Here is a 15,095-nt window from a genome sequence, read left to right on the forward strand (position 1 = left end):
GGCGATGGCTGTAGGACTAATCTGTAAAAAGTCGGCAACAGATAAACAGGCCTGCAAAAACGCAAACGCGGCGTGAGGTTTCCCTCACGCCGCGTTTAAAAAACACAGACCCAGTTGTTTATGGCGTAGCGTCGCGCGCGTTCAACTCTTGCAGTTTGTGTTCGGCCAATGGATGCCCGGCCTTGGCGGCCATGCTCCACCAGCGTGCCGCTTCGTCAGGGTCAGGGGCCTTGCTCGGGCTGCCGGCCAGACAAATGACGCCGACCTGATAAGCCGCTTTGCCATCACCTGCCAGCGCTGCCAGACGCAGCAAGCGCACACCCTCTTCACGCGCGCCGAGGCCCACGCCGCGGAACGTCAGGATGTGCCCATAGAAGCTTTGCGCGCCGACATCGCCGAGGTTGGCCATGCGCGCGAACTGCCCTTCCAGCCAGCGCCAGCCCCGCGGCTGGCGGACGAACCATGACCAGTGAAACAGCCTACGGGCCAGCCAGTAACTTGCCCGTGCCTTGAGTCGTAAAAACACTCAGGCCTCCGCCGATTCCGGGTACTCGTACTCGAAGACTCTGACCACTTCGGAGGCATGCCACGAGGCTGCGGCGACGCCGTCGGACGGCCCGGAAAAACGCCCCAGGCGCTCAACGCATTCAAAAAATCCGGTGCGCGGCAGGCGACTGGCGCCCTGGCTGATGACCAGCGAACTGCGCAAGGGCTGTTCGGCCTTGGCATCCAGCGCCGCCAGATGTTCGAGCGCGGCGGTCAGGGTTTGCATCGCCGGTGTCGGCAGTTGCAAACGCTCTAGCAACGCCCGGTATGTCAGAAGATGGCGCTGACGGCGCGCCTGATCAAGTTCCCCCAGCAATCCGTCCCAATGTTGACGACTGATGCGTACGCTCACGATTCATCCCTCCAACCTGGCACCGTCAGTTCCCAGGCCAGGCTGCGGCGAATCGCGGCGTCGGGCAGACGCTCGCCACTTTCGATCATGGCCAGATAAGACGGGCTGATGCCTACCGTGCGGGCCAGCGCCTCGATGGCGATGCCCTTCCCTTCGCGCAAACTGCGTAGTTGATCCAGACCCGGAAGAATCGACTCCGGTGCTGCCGCGAGCGGCGCCGGGGCCGGCTGCGACGGTGTTGCGTTGATACCTGCTGCTTTCAATAGAGCCTGATATTGAGCCCAAGGCAGAACCGCATATTCGGGTTCGCCATCGCGTGCAATTATCTGAATATCCATGACTACCCCGTAGGACAACAACACTTAGCGAGTCGGCACTTTTCCCTAGAAGTGTAATCCTAACAGCGGCTAAGGTCGCGGGGGTATCTATCTGTAAAAGGGACTACAACAATCAGGGCTTTTTCGGGCCTTGCAGCTGAAGTTGCTCAGGGGTGTCGGGCAACCGTTCGACCACGGCGAGCTTCTCCGGCTGCTGGCGGTTGCGCCAGAGACGGAAGGCATTGAGTTCGTCGTCGAGGGTTTTCATCAGCCAGGCGAGCACAGCGATGTCGTCGAGCATGCCGAATACCGGGATGAAATCGGGAATCGCATCCACCGGGCTGAGGAAATACATCAACCCCGCCACTACCGAAACCAGCGCTTTGCCACTGATGGCGCGGTACTCGCCGCGCCAGTAAGCCAGGCACAAGGCCTGGAGCAGACGCAGGTCATCTTTGAGCTTGCCAAGGCGATTGCCCTGCGCGGCGCCTTTGCTGGCCACGGCGAACAGCAATGTCGGCAGACGGCCACGGGCCAGCAAGCGGCCGGCCAAGGGCAGGAATCGAGCGAAATTCCACGGAGCTTTCATCTATTCCTCCCGTTGAAATGTTATCCACACAAATTGTGGATAACCTTGTGAACAGAGCTGCATTTCAGCGCTGAGAGCCCCGTTTTATATGGGCTGCGCTCAGATCGGGCGTTTTTTACTCACATAAAAAACCCCAATATTTCATTGACTTGGCGGCCTGGTGCGTCTAGCACCGGCAGCCTCAAAGCTATGACTGCCCTGATCGGCATCCGTTCGCTCTGTTTACCTTTGCCAACGTGCAGATGCAACAACGCCCCGCTTAAGCGAGGCGTTGTTGTTGAAGCCGAGGCCGATTACTTGGCAGCAGCGGCGTCTTCTTTGGCTGGATCCTTGATGGCCAGCAGTTCCAAGTCAAAAACCAGAACCGAGTTGGCCGGGATTGCCGGGCTTGGCGATTGCGCGCCGTAAGCCAGATCGCTAGGGATGTACAGTTTGTACTTCTCGCCAACGTGCATCAGTTGCAGACCTTCAACCCAACCCGGGATCACGCCGCTCACCGGCAGATCGATCGGGCTGCCGCGCTCGACGGAGCTGTCGAATACGGTGCCGTTGGTCAGCTTGCCGGTGTAGTGAACAGTCACTACGTCGGTAGGCTTAGGCTGTGGCCCATCGGCCTTCTTGACCACTTCGTACTGCAGGCCGGAAGCGGTGGTCGTTACACCTGCTTTCTTGCCGTTTTCTTCGAGGAATTTCTTGCCGGCAGTTGCCGACTCTTCGCTCATCTTGGCCATGCGCTCTTCAGCACGCTTTTGCAGCGCGGCGAAGGCTTCGACCAGTTCTTCGTCTTTCAGCTTCTGTTCTTTCTTGCCGACGGCATCTTCGATGCCCTGGGCTACCGCTTTGGAGTCCAGATCATCCATGCCTTCCTGAGCAAGGCTCTTGCCCATGTTCAGGCCGATACCGTAGGAAGCTTTTTGCGCCGGGGTTTTCAGCTCTACGCTGGTCTGCGAATCACAACCCGCGAGGACCAGGCTAACCAGGGCAACCGCCGCCGCCAACCGATGCTGTTTCATGCTATTTCCTTGTTCATGCGCCGAAAGGGCAATCGAGTAAAGCCGCGAGCTTATCAGGCCGCCACGACCAATGGCTACCGGCATGAGAGCAGTAAAGCGGCGATAAGTTCAGGGATTAAAACGCATTCGGGCAAAGCGACGATGAAGCTTCTGTCATCTTACCCTGACAGCGGCTTGATCTTCCTCGTACACCATCTGACGTAATGGCCACTTGCCGCATCAGGCTTGGCTCAGGCATAACAGCGCAACAATTCGACAAGGATGTTTAACTTGCGCCTCTTATTCCGTGTTCTGGCTTTGATCGTCGTACTGTTGGGAATCGTCCTGGCGGTAGTGCTGTATTACATCGTCAACCCGAAACTGCCCTTCTATACCCCCGCCGAACAGGTGCATTACCTGAACCAATGGTCGGAAGCAGAACGGCAGATCTACTATTTCACCCCCCAAGGCACTCAGGTCAAAGGTCTGCGCTATGAGTGGTTCCAGGCACTGGAACTGCCCTTCTCCGAGCAACGTTTCGCCGCGCCCGATTACCTGGCCCGTTTCGGCTTTCTGATTGATCCGCAACAGAAAGCCACGCCGAACAACCCCGGCAACCTGCCTGTGGGCTTTGCCCGGCATCAAAATCCCGGCAGTTCCGAGCAATATCTGGACATAACTTGCGCCGCTTGCCACACCGGCGAACTGCGTTTCAAAGGTCAGGCCGTGCGCATCGACGGCGGGACAGCACAGCATGTGTTGCCGTCCAGCGTTCCTACACTACGTGGCGGCAGTTTCGGACAGGCCTTGGTCGCCAGTCTGACCTCGACTTATTACAACCCATGGAAATTCGAACGCTTCGCCCGCCAGGTGCTGGGCGATGCATACGACGCGCGCCATCAACAACTGCGCAGCGACTTTAAACAATCGCTCGATACTTTCCTCAAAGTCGCCTGGAACGACACCCATCGCGGCCTCTACCCGACCGAAGAAGGCCCGGGCCGTACCGATGCATTCGGGCGAATTGCCAACGCGACGTTTGGCGATGCGATCTCCCCCGCCAACTATCGCGTGGCCAACGCACCAGTGGATTACCCGCAGTTGTGGGACATGTGGACGTTCGACTGGGTGCAGTGGAACGGTTCGGCACAGCAGCCAATGGCGCGCAATGTCGGCGAGGCGCTGGGCGTCGGCGCCACCTTGAATTTCTTCGATGCCAATGGCCAACCGCTGCAAGGCGAAGCACGTTATCCCTCCAGCGTCCGCGTGCGTGATCTGCACACGATTGAGCAGACCCTGCAAAAACTTCAGCCACCCGCGTGGCCGGAAGACGTGTTGGGCGCCGTGGACAAGACGTTAGCCAGCAAAGGTCGCACGTTGTTCGCCGAGAACTGCGCGGGCTGCCACGTGCCGCGCAAAACCGAGGAAGGCGGACGCTGGGTGCAACATTTGCACATGCTGCCGTTGGACGTTATTGGCACTGATCCTAACGCGGCCAACAACATTGCCAGCCACCGCTTCGACCTCTCCGCGCTGCAATGGGACTTGAACGAACTGGAAAAAATGGATGTGAAGTTGCATCCAACGCCCAAGGAACCGCTGGATCTCAGCCAATTATCGGTCGCTAAAGGCCTGGCGTATGTCACCGCATTCGTCGAAAACCGCGCCTATCGCGAAGCCAAAGTCACACCGCAGGAAAAGCCTGGCCTCGACGGATTCGGTTTGCCCATCGGCGTTCGCGAAAAAGTCGCTTACAAAGCCCGGCCATTGGCTGGCATTTGGGCGACCGCGCCGTTTTTGCACAACGGGTCGGTGCCGAGCCTTTATCAATTGCTCTCGCCCCAGGATGAACGCGCGACCACCTTCTATAAAGGCAACTTCGAATACGACCCTCGGCATCTGGGCTATCGCACCGAGGCATTTACCAATGGTTTTCTGTTCGATACGCGCATCAGCGGCAACCACAACAGCGGGCATGAGTTCCGTGCCGGCGAGCGTGGCAACGGGGTGATCGGCAGACTGCTGCAGCCGGAGGAACGCTGGGCGCTGCTCGAATACCTGAAAGTGCTGGGCGGCCCGCTGGAGGCGCAGTTGCCATGATTCTGCCGACATTCAAGAAAGAACTGCCTTTGCTCGCCCGGATCTGGTTGTGGCTGGGGCGCTTGCTGGGCAAAACCTTGTTGACCCTGCTCGTCATTGGCCTGCTTGGCTGGGCGATCGCTACGGCCTGGTTTGCCTGGCATGACCGCGGCCCGGTTTCGGCGCTGGAGCAGATTCCGCCCGGTGAGGCGGCAATGACGCAAGATGTGATCCAGACCGCCGTGCGCATCGTCGATCAACATCGTGAAGGCACGCGTTATTTACGCGACGCACACGCCAAGGCGCATGGTTGTGTGAGGGCTGAGGTACGCGTGCTGCCGGACCTCGCGCAATCGCTGCGCCAAGGCGTGTTCAGTGAGCCGGGGAAAACCTGGCAGGCGATGATTCGCCTGTCGAATGGCAACGCTTATCCGCAATTTGACAGCATCCGCGACGCTCGGGGCATGGCGATCAAATTGCTGGATGTGCCGGGTAAACAGTTGCTGGGGGATCGCGAGGAACGCCGCGAACAGGATTTCGTGATGTTCAGCCATGCGAACTTCTTTGTCAGCGATGTCGCCGAGTATCGTCAGAATGTGGCGGCGCAGGCTGACGGAAAGAAGGTCACGGCGTTTTTTCCAGGGTGGGATCCGCGCACCTGGCAGATCCGCCATTTGTTTATTGCACTGGCAACGCTGGCACCGGCGCCGGACAGCCCGACCGGGACTACCTACTTTTCGGTATCGCCGTACAAATTCGGTGAAGCCAACGCGAAATTCCGGGTGATGCCGGATCCGGAGAGTTGCCCGGCATACGCGTTGCCCAAACAGAATCACGATCTGCCGAATTTTCTGCGTAGCGCTCTGAATCAGCAGTTGTCAGCGGATCGGGTACCGGCGTGTTTTGTCCTGCAGATTCAGCGCCAGGATGCGCACAAGTACATGCCGATCGAGGACACCAGTATTGAATGGCGCGAGGAAGACTCGCCATTCGAAACCGTGGCGCGGATCACTTTGCCGCCTCAGGACTTCGATACGCCGGCGCTGAATCTGGCGTGCGACAACCTGTCGTTCAATCCGTGGTTCGGAATTGAAGCGCATCGGCCGATTGGCGGGATCAACCGCTTGCGCAGAGCGGTATATGAAGCGGTGAGCGACTATCGCCACAGCCAGAATGCCGCGCACTAAAAAAATATGCACATAACCTGTGGCGAGGGGATTTATCCCCGTTGGGCTGCGAAGCGGCCCCCCGCTTTTAAAATCTGGGCCTGCTGCGCAGGCCAACGGGGATAAATCCCCTCGCCACAGGTCAGCATCAAATCTGAGATTTCATAAACCCCAGACAGCAAAAAGCCCGCACTAGGCGGGCTTTCTGTGGACTCTGGCGTTCAGTGTTCCAGATTCCGAATATGGCGCAGCGGACGGGACTCGAACCCGCGACCCCCGGCGTGACAGGCCGGTATTCTAACCGACTGAACTACCGCTGCGCGAAACGCTTGAAACGAATGGTGGGTGATGACGGGATCGAACCGCCGACATTCTGCTTGTAAGGCAGACGCTCTCCCAGCTGAGCTAATCACCCTTCGCTTCGTTACGGGACGCATTATGCCACAAGTTTTCGTAAAATGTTGATTTAATTGAAGTTTTTTTCAAATAAATCCGAAAACCGGTAAAACGACACATCCCGCGGGTACAACTGTACAAACCTTGAGGCAGAAAAAAACCCGCTTTGGCGGGTTTTTCCGTGGTGACCTGGCGTTCAGTGGTCCAGGTTACCGAATATGGCGCAGCGGACGGGACTCGAACCCGCGACCCCCGGCGTGACAGGCCGGTATTCTAACCGACTGAACTACCGCTGCGCTAAACACTTGAAACGAATGGTGGGTGATGACGGGATCGAACCGCCGACATTCTGCTTGTAAGGCAGACGCTCTCCCAGCTGAGCTAATCACCCTTCGCTTCGGTGTGGCGCGCATTCTACGGAGCGACCCAACCTCTGGCAAGCACTTTTTTAAATAATTTTCTCAGGCCTTCCAAAGGCTTAGAGAAGGGTTGGCCTATTAGACGGCGAAGACAATAATGCCCCCCTTTGTATAAAGGAGAGACTCACCCCATGTGGTTCAAAAACCTGCTTATCTATCGCCTGACCCAAGACCTGCCTGTCGATGCCGAGGCGCTGGAAACTGCACTGGCCACCAAACTGGCGCGTCCATGTGCAAGCCAGGAGTTGACCACCTACGGTTTCGTCGCGCCGTTCGGCAAAGGCGAAGATGCTCCACTGGTGCATGTCAGCGGTGACTTCCTGCTGATTTCCGCGCGCAAAGAAGAACGCATCCTGCCGGGCAGCGTCGTACGTGACGCAGTAAAGGAAAAGGTCGAAGAGATCGAAGCCGAGCAGATGCGCAAGGTCTATAAAAAGGAACGCGATCAGATCAAGGATGAAATCATCCAGGCGTTCCTGCCGCGCGCGTTTATCCGTCGCTCGTCGACCTTCGCCGCCATCGCGCCGAAACAGGGCCTGATCCTGGTCAACTCGGCCAGCCCGAAACGCGCCGAAGACCTGCTGTCGACCCTGCGCGAAGTGATCGGCACCCTGCCCGTCCGCCCGCTGACCGTGAAAATGTCGCCAACCGCGACCATGACCGAATGGGTCACCACGCAAAAAGCCGCCGACGACTTCTATGTACTGGACGAGTGCGAACTGCGCGACACCCACGAAGACGGCGGTATTGTGCGTTGCAAGCGTCAGGATCTGACCAGCGAAGAAATCCAGCTGCACCTGAGCACTGGCAAAGTCGTGACTCAATTGTCGCTGGCCTGGCAGGACAAGCTGTCGTTCATGCTTGATGACAAGATGACCGTCAAGCGCCTGAAGTTCGAAGATCTGTTGCAGGATCAGGCGGAACAGGACGGCGGCGATGAAGCGTTGGGGCAACTGGATGCCAGCTTCACCCTGATGATGCTGACGTTCGGCGACTTCCTGCCGGCGCTGGTGGAAGCGTTGGGTGGCGAAGAGACTCCGCAGGGGATCTAACGCCAACCAGTTCCTGATGAAGGAACCGGTTCAAATGTGGGAGCTGGCTTGCCAGCGATAGCGGTGTTACAGATGGCTTATATGGAGTCTGACACGCCGCCATCGCTGGCAAGCCAGCTCCCACAGTGTTTTTTGGTGTAACCAATAATAAGGAACAAGCCATGCGCGCACTGGCTGCACTCAGCCGCTTTGTCGGCAATACCTTCGCTTACTGGGTTCTGATTTTCGCGGTCATCGCGTTCCTGCAACCGACATGGTTCCTCAGCCTGAAAAGCGCGATCGTGCCGCTGCTCGGGCTGGTGATGTTCGGCATGGGCCTGACACTCAAACTCGACGACTTCGCTGCCGTTGCCCGCCATCCATGGCGTGTGGCGCTGGGCGTGGTTGCCCATTTCGTGATCATGCCCGGCGTGGCGTGGTTGCTTTGCCAGGTGTTTCACCTGCCCCCGGAAATCGCCGTCGGGGTGATTCTGGTCGGCTGCTGCCCAAGCGGCACCTCGTCCAACGTGATGACTTGGCTGGCGCGCGGCGATCTGGCGTTGTCGGTGGCCATCGCAGCCGTCACCACCCTCCTCGCTCCGCTGCTAACCCCGGCGCTGATCTGGCTGCTGGCTTCGGCATGGTTGCCGGTGTCGTTCATGGAGCTGTTCTGGTCGATCCTGCAAGTGGTGCTGCTGCCGATCATTCTCGGCGTGGTTGCCCAGCGCCTGCTCGGCGACAAGGTTCGTCATGCCGTGGACGTGTTGCCGCTGGTGTCGGTGGTCAGCATCGTGATTATCGTGACCGCTGTGGTCGCCGCCAGCCAGGCAAAAATCGCCGAATCCGGCCTGTTGATCATGGCCGTGGTGATGCTGCACAACAGCTTCGGGTATCTGCTGGGTTACTTCACCGGCCGGCTGTTCAAACTACCATTGGCTCAACGCAAATCGCTGGCGCTGGAAGTCGGCATGCAGAATTCGGGATTGGGCGCCGCGTTGGCCAGTGCGCATTTCTCGCCATTGGCGGCAGTGCCGAGTGCGCTGTTCAGCGTCTGGCACAACATTTCCGGAGCGTTGCTCTCGACGTACTTCCGCCGCATGAGTGAAAAGGAAGAACGCGAAGCGCTGGCGCAACAAGCCGCCGACTGAGGGCAAACTTGATCCCCGGATTAATGCTGGTCAAACTGTTGCGCAACGCGGGGACGACCCTGCGGCTCGATCGAGTCATTAATCTGGGGACGACCCCGTCAATCGATGGAGGTCTTTCATGTCCTGGATCATTCTGTTTTTCGCCGGCCTGTTTGAAGTCGGCTGGGCCGTCGGCCTGAAATACACCGACGGTTTCAGCCGTCCACTTCCTACTGCACTGACCGTTGCGGCCATGGCCATCAGCCTTGGCTTGCTTGGCCTTGCGATGAAGGAATTGCCGTTGGGCACGGCGTATGCGATCTGGACCGGCGTCGGTGCCGTGGGCACGGTGATTGCCGGGATCATCCTGTTTGGCGAGTCGATGGCGTTGATTCGGCTGGCCAGTGTGGCGTTGATCATTACCGGGTTGATCGGGCTTAAGGTCAGCGCCTAGGCCTCTGTCCCCATCGCTGGCAAGCCAGCTCCCACAGGTTCTTTGGTGTACACAAATAAGGTGTCCACTGAAGATCACTGTGGGAGCTGGCTTGCCAGCGATGAGGCCCAAACAGTCACCGACTATCTAACTGCCCCACGCAATTCGCCGACCAGCCCCTGCAACTTCGCCGGCTCAGCCGCGCCAACATCCACCGGCGCGCCCGCCACCAACGTCACCCGCGACCACAACCGGTGAAAAAAGCCCTTGTTCGGATCGCGGCTGAAGAAGCTCCCCCACAACCCCTGCAATGCCAGCGGAATCACCGGCACCGGCGTCTCTTCGAGAATCCGCGTCAGCCCACCCTTGAACTCATTGATCTCGCCATCTGCGGTCAACTTGCCTTCCGGGAAGATGCACACCAGCTCACCGTCCTTCAGGTATTGAGCAATCCGGGTGAAAGCCTTTTCGTAGATCTGGATGTCTTCCTGCCGCCCCGCGATAGGAATAGTCCCCGCTGTGCGAAAGATAAAGTTCAGCACCGGCAGATTGTAGATTTTGTAGTACATGACAAAGCGAATCGGCCGACGCACCGCGCCGCCAATCAACAAGGCATCGACGAAGGAAACGTGGTTGCACACCAGCAGCGCCGCGCCCTCATCAGGAATCGCTTCAAGGTTGCGATGCTCGACGCGGTACATGGAATGGCTGAGCAGCCAGATCATGAAACGCATGCTGAACTCGGGGACGATCTTGAAGATGTAGGCGTTGACGCCGATGTTGAGCAGCGAGACCACGAGGAACAGCTGCGGGATCGACAGTTTGACCACGCTCAACAGCACGATCGAAACAATGGCCGACACCACCATAAACAGTGCGTTGAGAATATTGTTGGCGGCAATCACCCGCGCCCGCTCGTTCTCGGCGGTGCGCGACTGGATCAGCGCGTACAGCGGCACAATATAGAAGCCGCCGAAAATGCCGAGGCCGAGAATGTCGATCAGCACGGCCCAGGTGTGCACAAAGCCCAGCACTTCGGTCCAGCTGTGGCCTGTGACGCTGTCCGGAATACCGCCGGAATGCCACCACAGCAACAAGCCGAACACCGTCAGGCCGAACGAGCCGAACGGCACCAGACCGATCTCGACCTTACGCCCGGAAAGCTTCTCGCAGAGCATCGAACCGAGGGCGATACCCACCGAGAACACCGTCAGAATCAAGGTGACCACGGTTTCATCGCCGTGCATCCACTCCTTGGCATACGCCGGGATCTGCGTCAGGTAAATCGCCCCGACAAACCAGAACCACGAGTTGCCGACAATCGAGCGCGACACTGCAGGCGTCTGGCCCAGGCCAAGTTTCAGCGTGGCCCAGGATTGACTGAAAATGTTCCAGTTGAGGCGCATTTCCGGGGTCGCCGCTGCCGCGCGCGGAATGCTGCGACTGGCCAGGTAACCGAGCACTGCAATGCCGACGATGGCACCGGAAACCAGTGGCGCATAGTGCGTGGAGGACATGATGACCCCGGCGCCGATGGTGCCGGCGAGGATCGCCAGAAACGTGCCCATCTCCACCAGACCATTGCCACCGACCAGCTCATCCTCGCGCAATGCCTGCGGCAGGATCGAATACTTCACCGGGCCGAACAGCGCCGAGTGCGTGCCCATGGCGAACAGCGCCACCAGCATCAACGACAGATGATCGAAAAGGAAACCGACGGAGCCGATCGCCATGATGGCGATCTCCGCAAGCTTGATGACCCGGATCAACGCGTCCTTGGCGAACTTTTCGCCGAATTGTCCGGCCAGCGCCGAGAACAGGAAAAACGGCAGGATAAACAGCAACGCACACAGGTTGACCCAGATCGAACGATCACCCTCGATGGCCAGCCGATAAAGAATCGCCAGGATCAGCGACTGTTTAAACACGTTGTCGTTAAACGCACCGAGCGACTGCGTAATGAAAAATGGCAGGAAGCGCCGAGTGCGCAGCAGGTTGAACTGTGAGGGGTGACTCATCTTCCGTGTTTCCCTGATTGTGCTTAGCTGATTGTGCTTGGAAAGGGCCTGGGTAGTGCTTATTGGAATCTCAAACCGCGATTCAGGCCACACCTTACCTAAACTTTTCAGGTTATTTCTTTAAACCTGCGATGCACGGCGAGACAAACAGCTCGCCGCGCCAAGCACCTTGCACGGTGCGTTTGCCGACGATCAGCCACATCACCGCGAGCAACGTCACCAGCACGGTGCCGAACACGCTGAAAAACGTCAGGTTGAGAACATTCGCCAGTTTCAGCGTGGCCAGCGAATACACGCCCAGCGGGAAGGTGAAGCCCCACCAGCCGAGGTTGAACGGGATGCCGTCACGCAGATAGCGCACGGTGATCAGCAGCGCCATCAACATCCACCACAAGCCGAAGCCCCACAAGGTAATGCCGGCCACCAGGCCCAGGCCCGCAGCGATTTCACCGACCCCCGGCAAACCGTTGGCAGCAAAGATTGCCGGTGCATCACCCCCCAGCAGCAACATGCCCAGCGCGCCGGTGCCGATCGGGCCGAGGGCCAGCCAGCTTGAGGCGGCCATGTTTTCGTGGGGCAGTTTGTGCAGCGCCATGCGCAGCAGCAGGATGGTCAGAATGCTGAACGCCACCGGCAGGGAAAAGGCCCAGAGCACGTAGCTCGTCGTCAGCACCACCAGTTGCGAGTGGGCGTCGGCCAGGTGCGGCGCGAGCAAACCACCGCTGGCCGCCGCCACTTCTGCCGCCACCACTGGCAGCAGCCAGACGGCGGTCATTTGGTCGATGCTGTGTTCCTGTCGGGTAAACATCATGTAGGGAATCAATACGCCACAGGCCAGCGACATGGCTACATCAATCCACCACAGCACTTCGGCGAGATGAATCACCCCGTCGCCCCAACGCGGCAGGCCGAACAGCAGAAAGCCGTTGATGATCGTCGCCAGGCCCATGGGAATGGTGCCGAAGAACATCGACACGGTGGAGTGCCCGAAAATCCGCCGGGCTTCATCGAAGAACAAAATCCACCGAGCGGCATACGCCGCGGTAAACAGGCAGAACAACAGAATGTTGAACAACCACAGCCCTTCGGCCACCACGTGCATGCCAGGGATTGCCACTGGCAATTGCGCCAGGGCCAACGCCAGCACGCCGGTACCCATGGTCGCGGCGAACCAGTTCGGCGTGAATTGGCGGATCACTTCACGCGGGTGCTGAAGCTGGCTAAGCGGCTTGATGCCGGGTTTGCTGCTGTTGGGGCAAATCATCATGAACTCCTGTCCTCGGGTGAGGTTGAGCTCATGGTAGAACTGAATCGAATATCTATATAACGGGTAATTTCTCTAACTGTTATCTGTTTTATCAATAAGCGCTTAGACGCTGCCCTCGGACTCGATCACCAGAATCCTCGCCACGCCTTGCGGATGGGCGACATGCTCGGTGCCGATCGAGGCATGAAAGATGTCGCCAACGCCCATCTGCACCTGTTTTTCTTCGCCCTGCTCTCGATAGTGCATCAGCACTTGGCCGTCGAGCACCACGAACACTTCCTCACCATCGTTGACGTGCCATTTGTATGGCTGATCGGTCCAGTGCAGACGCGTGGTGATGCCGTTCATGTTGGCGATGTCCAGCGCGCCCCAGGCGCGGTCGGCGGTGAAGGTCTTGCTGCGAATAATCTTCATGAATCGATCCGTGAGGAGAAGGCTGAGCAAGGCTAACCGAAACCGCAACGCTTATGGAGCGCTGCACACCTTGGCGGGGGCTGGACGCAGGCTGAGCAGCAGCGCGCCAACCGCCAGCACGATCAACACGGCACCGTAGCCGTCGGTGGTCGTGAGCAAACCCACGTTGCGCGCCAGATACCCGGCCAGCAGTGCCGGCAAGCAAAACGCCAGATAGCTGAGTGCGTAATACGCCGACATCAACCCCGCCCGCTCATGGGGCAAGGCCAGCGGCACCAGGCTGCGCACCGCACCGAGAAAACCCGCGCCGAAACCGCAACCGGCGACCAGCGTGCCAACAAAGAACAACGTCAGGCTGGCGCTGTGCACCCCCAGCAGAATCAGCAACAGACCGATCGGCAGCAAACTCGCGCCCAGTTGCAGCGAGCGTCGGGCGCTGCGATTGCGCAAGGTGAAGATCATCAGGGCGCCAGTCAGGGTCAAGGCCGCCACCGTCGCCCCGCCGATCAGGTTCGACGTTGAGCCGGTGGCGGTGCGCACCAGCGAAGGCGCCAGTGACGCGTAAAAACCACCCAGCGCCCAGGTCGCAGTGTTCAACGGCAGGACTTTCCACAAGGTCGCGCGTGCCTGAACCGGCACATGCAGGGTCGGCCGCAGCGATGCCCAGGCGCCAGCTTGCGGCGTGACGCTTTCCGGCAGACGCCAGACGTAAATCCCCTGCAACACAAACAATCCGAGCAGCAACCAATAGGTCAGTTGCAACGGCGCCGGGGCAAACTCGGCGAGCAAGCCACAGCCCATGCCGCCCAGCGCCATTCCCAACAACGGCGCCACACTGTTGATCAACGGCCCCTGCTGACGGTCAGTGTCAAGCAACGTCGCGCTCAACACGGCCGTAGCCATGCCGGTGGCGAAGCCTTGCAAGACACGCGCGCTGATCAGCCATGCCACGTCGTCGGCATAGATGAACAGCAGCATCGCCAGCGCATTGAGCAGCACCGCGCTGAAGATCACCGGTTTGCGCCCCAGATGGTCAGACAGCGACCCCACTGTTAATAACGCCGCCAACAGACTCAGTGCATAGACGCCGAAGATTAGCGTCAGCACCGCCGAGGAGAAGTGCAGTTGATCCTGATAGAGATGATAGAGCGGCGTCGGCGCCGTGGACGCTGCGAGAAAACTCAGTAAGGTGATCGCCAGAAACCACAGGCTGGATCGATGGGAAGCAAGGCTGGTCATGGGCACACTCCGCAAAAGCTAATTTTTTGCTTTTGCGGAGTGTGCTACCGCTTCGCGCTTAAAGCAAATTCTTTGTGTTAAGGTCTGCCGCATGGCTATTAAAGAAGGTTTACGCCCCGGTGGCCGCAGTGCCCGGGTACAAGAGTCGATTCATTCGGCTGTCCACGCGCTTCTGCAAGAACAGGAGCGTTCCACCGTGACCGTCCCGCAAATCGCGGCCCGCGCCGGGGTGACGCCGTCGACGATTTATCGGCGCTGGGGTGATTTGGCGGCGTTGCTGGCCGACGTCGCCCTCGCCCGCATGCGCCCCGACAGCGCGCCGGCAGAAACCGGCAGCCTGCGCAGCGATATCCGCGCGTGGGCCGAGCAGTATCTCGACGAAATGAGTTCAGAGCCCGGGCGCAACATGATGCGCGACGTCCAGGCGAGTGCGACGCCGGGGTATTGCGTGACGATTATTGGCGCGCAGTTGCAGACGATCATTGCGCGGCATCCCGATGAAGTGGCGCCAAGTGTTGATCGGCTGATCAATCTGGTGGTCGCGCCGGTGGTGTTCCGGATTCTGTTTTCGGCGGCGGCGCTGGAGGTGGATGAGCTGCACAGGTTGATTGATATCGCATTGCAGCAGAACTGACCCCGATTTCCCTGTAGGAGCTGCGGCACGCTGCGATCTTTTGATCTTTGAAATCAAGATCAAAAGATAGCAGCGT

15 protein-coding genes and 4 tRNA genes are annotated in these 15,095 nt (G+C 58.9%); 6 read left to right on the forward strand and 13 right to left on the reverse strand.

Annotation, left to right across the window (positions count from 1 at the left end):
• Positions 1-118 precede the first annotated feature (118 nt).
• From EJA70_RS19565 to EJA70_RS19585, 5 genes are all read right to left on the reverse strand, one after another.
• A complete protein-coding gene (locus EJA70_RS19565) occupies positions 119-526 on the reverse strand; it encodes an SEL1-like repeat protein (protein ID WP_158832876.1) in 408 nt (135 codons plus the stop codon).
• Positions 527-898 carry a hypothetical protein gene (locus EJA70_RS19570; protein WP_003223109.1) on the reverse strand — a complete coding sequence of 124 codons (372 nt, stop codon included), beginning with the start codon at positions 896-898 and terminating at the stop codon, positions 527-529.
• Positions 895-1,236: a helix-turn-helix transcriptional regulator gene (locus tag EJA70_RS19575; RefSeq protein ID WP_158832878.1), complete on the reverse strand. Its 342-nt coding sequence runs from the start codon at positions 1,234-1,236 to the stop codon at positions 895-897. Before EJA70_RS19575 ends, EJA70_RS19570 begins: the two co-directional genes overlap by 4 nt.
• Positions 1,237-1,348: 112 nt before the next feature.
• On the reverse strand, positions 1,349-1,804 hold the full coding sequence (locus EJA70_RS19580; RefSeq protein WP_077571749.1) for a YkvA family protein: 456 nt from the start codon (positions 1,802-1,804) through the stop codon (positions 1,349-1,351).
• Positions 1,805-2,097: 293 nt separating this feature from the next.
• On the reverse strand, positions 2,098-2,817 hold the full coding sequence (locus tag EJA70_RS19585) for an FKBP-type peptidyl-prolyl cis-trans isomerase (RefSeq protein ID WP_008077889.1): 720 nt from the start codon (positions 2,815-2,817) through the stop codon (positions 2,098-2,100).
• A 270-nt stretch (positions 2,818-3,087) separates the two neighbouring features.
• Here EJA70_RS19585 and EJA70_RS19590 point away from each other — a divergent pair, with 270 nt between their 5' ends.
• Both EJA70_RS19590 and EJA70_RS19595 read left to right on the forward strand, forming a co-directional pair.
• Positions 3,088-4,896: a di-heme-cytochrome C peroxidase gene (locus EJA70_RS19590; protein ID WP_158832880.1), complete on the forward strand. Its 1,809-nt coding sequence runs from the start codon at positions 3,088-3,090 to the stop codon at positions 4,894-4,896.
• A complete protein-coding gene (locus EJA70_RS19595) occupies positions 4,893-6,062 on the forward strand; it encodes a catalase family protein (protein ID WP_158832882.1) in 1,170 nt (389 codons plus the stop codon). Before EJA70_RS19590 ends, EJA70_RS19595 begins: the two co-directional genes overlap by 4 nt.
• 222 nt (positions 6,063-6,284) lie before the next feature.
• Here the strand turns inward: EJA70_RS19595 and EJA70_RS19600 are convergent.
• The 4 genes from EJA70_RS19600 to EJA70_RS19615 all read right to left on the reverse strand — a co-directional run bounded on the left by EJA70_RS19600 (position 6,285) and on the right by EJA70_RS19615 (position 6,828).
• A tRNA-Asp gene (locus EJA70_RS19600) sits at positions 6,285-6,361 on the reverse strand.
• Between the two features lie 19 nt (positions 6,362-6,380).
• Positions 6,381-6,456: transfer RNA gene (locus EJA70_RS19605), tRNA-Val, on the reverse strand.
• Between the two features lie 200 nt (positions 6,457-6,656).
• Positions 6,657-6,733 (reverse strand) — tRNA-Asp (locus tag EJA70_RS19610).
• Between the two features lie 19 nt (positions 6,734-6,752).
• Positions 6,753-6,828, reverse strand: a tRNA-Val gene (locus tag EJA70_RS19615).
• Between the two features lie 159 nt (positions 6,829-6,987).
• Here EJA70_RS19615 and rdgC point away from each other — a divergent pair.
• The 3 genes from rdgC to sugE all read left to right on the forward strand — a co-directional run bounded on the left by rdgC (position 6,988) and on the right by sugE (position 9,468).
• Complete coding sequence (gene rdgC / locus EJA70_RS19620; RefSeq protein ID WP_007919763.1) at positions 6,988-7,908, forward strand: recombination-associated protein RdgC; 921 nt, start codon at positions 6,988-6,990, stop codon at positions 7,906-7,908.
• A gap of 161 nt (positions 7,909-8,069) precedes the next feature.
• Entirely contained in the window at positions 8,070-9,035 is a 966-nt protein-coding gene (locus EJA70_RS19625; protein ID WP_158832884.1) for a bile acid:sodium symporter family protein, read from the forward strand.
• 118 nt (positions 9,036-9,153) lie between these two features.
• Complete coding sequence (gene sugE, locus EJA70_RS19630) at positions 9,154-9,468, forward strand: quaternary ammonium compound efflux SMR transporter SugE (protein ID WP_008077894.1); 315 nt, start codon at positions 9,154-9,156, stop codon at positions 9,466-9,468.
• A 122-nt stretch (positions 9,469-9,590) separates the two neighbouring features.
• On the opposite strand, the gene EJA70_RS19635 is transcribed toward sugE, so the two are convergent.
• The 4 genes from EJA70_RS19635 to EJA70_RS19650 all read right to left on the reverse strand — a co-directional run bounded on the left by EJA70_RS19635 (position 9,591) and on the right by EJA70_RS19650 (position 14,385).
• On the reverse strand, positions 9,591-11,465 hold the full coding sequence (locus EJA70_RS19635) for an MFS transporter (RefSeq protein ID WP_158832886.1): 1,875 nt from the start codon (positions 11,463-11,465) through the stop codon (positions 9,591-9,593).
• 112 nt (positions 11,466-11,577) lie between these two features.
• Positions 11,578-12,729: a TDT family transporter gene (locus tag EJA70_RS19640; protein WP_158832888.1), complete on the reverse strand. Its 1,152-nt coding sequence runs from the start codon at positions 12,727-12,729 to the stop codon at positions 11,578-11,580.
• A gap of 105 nt (positions 12,730-12,834) precedes the next feature.
• Positions 12,835-13,146: a cupin domain-containing protein gene (locus EJA70_RS19645; RefSeq protein WP_008077897.1), complete on the reverse strand. Its 312-nt coding sequence runs from the start codon at positions 13,144-13,146 to the stop codon at positions 12,835-12,837.
• A 51-nt stretch (positions 13,147-13,197) separates the two neighbouring features.
• The gene (locus tag EJA70_RS19650) at positions 13,198-14,385 is read right to left on the reverse strand and encodes an MFS transporter (protein WP_158832890.1); all 1,188 of its coding nucleotides are present in this window, start codon (positions 14,383-14,385) and stop codon (positions 13,198-13,200) included.
• A gap of 91 nt (positions 14,386-14,476) precedes the next feature.
• On the opposite strand from EJA70_RS19650, the gene EJA70_RS19655 reads away from it, so the two are divergent.
• Positions 14,477-15,019 (forward strand): TetR/AcrR family transcriptional regulator, encoded by a 543-nt coding sequence (locus EJA70_RS19655; RefSeq protein ID WP_158832892.1) that lies wholly within the window; start codon positions 14,477-14,479, stop codon positions 15,017-15,019.
• Positions 15,020-15,095: the final 76 nt, after the last annotated feature.

The organism is Pseudomonas sp. PB103 (assembly GCF_009764635.1).
Lineage (GTDB): Bacteria > Pseudomonadota > Gammaproteobacteria > Pseudomonadales > Pseudomonadaceae > Aquipseudomonas.

Coding starts and splice junctions, on each gene's coding strand:
- EJA70_RS19575 (WP_158832878.1), bottom strand. CDS start 1,236: ATGGATATTCAGATAATTGCACGCGATGGCGAACCCGAATATGCGGTT.
- EJA70_RS19580 (WP_077571749.1), bottom strand. CDS start 1,804: ATGAAAGCTCCGTGGAATTTCGCTCGATTCCTGCCCTTGGCCGGCCGC.
- EJA70_RS19585 (WP_008077889.1), bottom strand. CDS start 2,817: ATGAAACAGCATCGGTTGGCGGCGGCGGTTGCCCTGGTTAGCCTGGTC.
- EJA70_RS19595 (WP_158832882.1), top strand. CDS start 4,893: ATGATTCTGCCGACATTCAAGAAAGAACTGCCTTTGCTCGCCCGGATC.
- rdgC (WP_007919763.1), top strand. CDS start 6,988: ATGTGGTTCAAAAACCTGCTTATCTATCGCCTGACCCAAGACCTGCCT.
- EJA70_RS19625 (WP_158832884.1), top strand. CDS start 8,070: ATGCGCGCACTGGCTGCACTCAGCCGCTTTGTCGGCAATACCTTCGCT.
- sugE (WP_008077894.1), top strand. CDS start 9,154: ATGTCCTGGATCATTCTGTTTTTCGCCGGCCTGTTTGAAGTCGGCTGG.
- EJA70_RS19635 (WP_158832886.1), bottom strand. CDS start 11,465: ATGAGTCACCCCTCACAGTTCAACCTGCTGCGCACTCGGCGCTTCCTG.
- EJA70_RS19640 (WP_158832888.1), bottom strand. CDS start 12,729: ATGATTTGCCCCAACAGCAGCAAACCCGGCATCAAGCCGCTTAGCCAG.
- EJA70_RS19645 (WP_008077897.1), bottom strand. CDS start 13,146: ATGAAGATTATTCGCAGCAAGACCTTCACCGCCGACCGCGCCTGGGGC.
- EJA70_RS19650 (WP_158832890.1), bottom strand. CDS start 14,385: ATGACCAGCCTTGCTTCCCATCGATCCAGCCTGTGGTTTCTGGCGATC.
- EJA70_RS19655 (WP_158832892.1), top strand. CDS start 14,477: ATGGCTATTAAAGAAGGTTTACGCCCCGGTGGCCGCAGTGCCCGGGTA.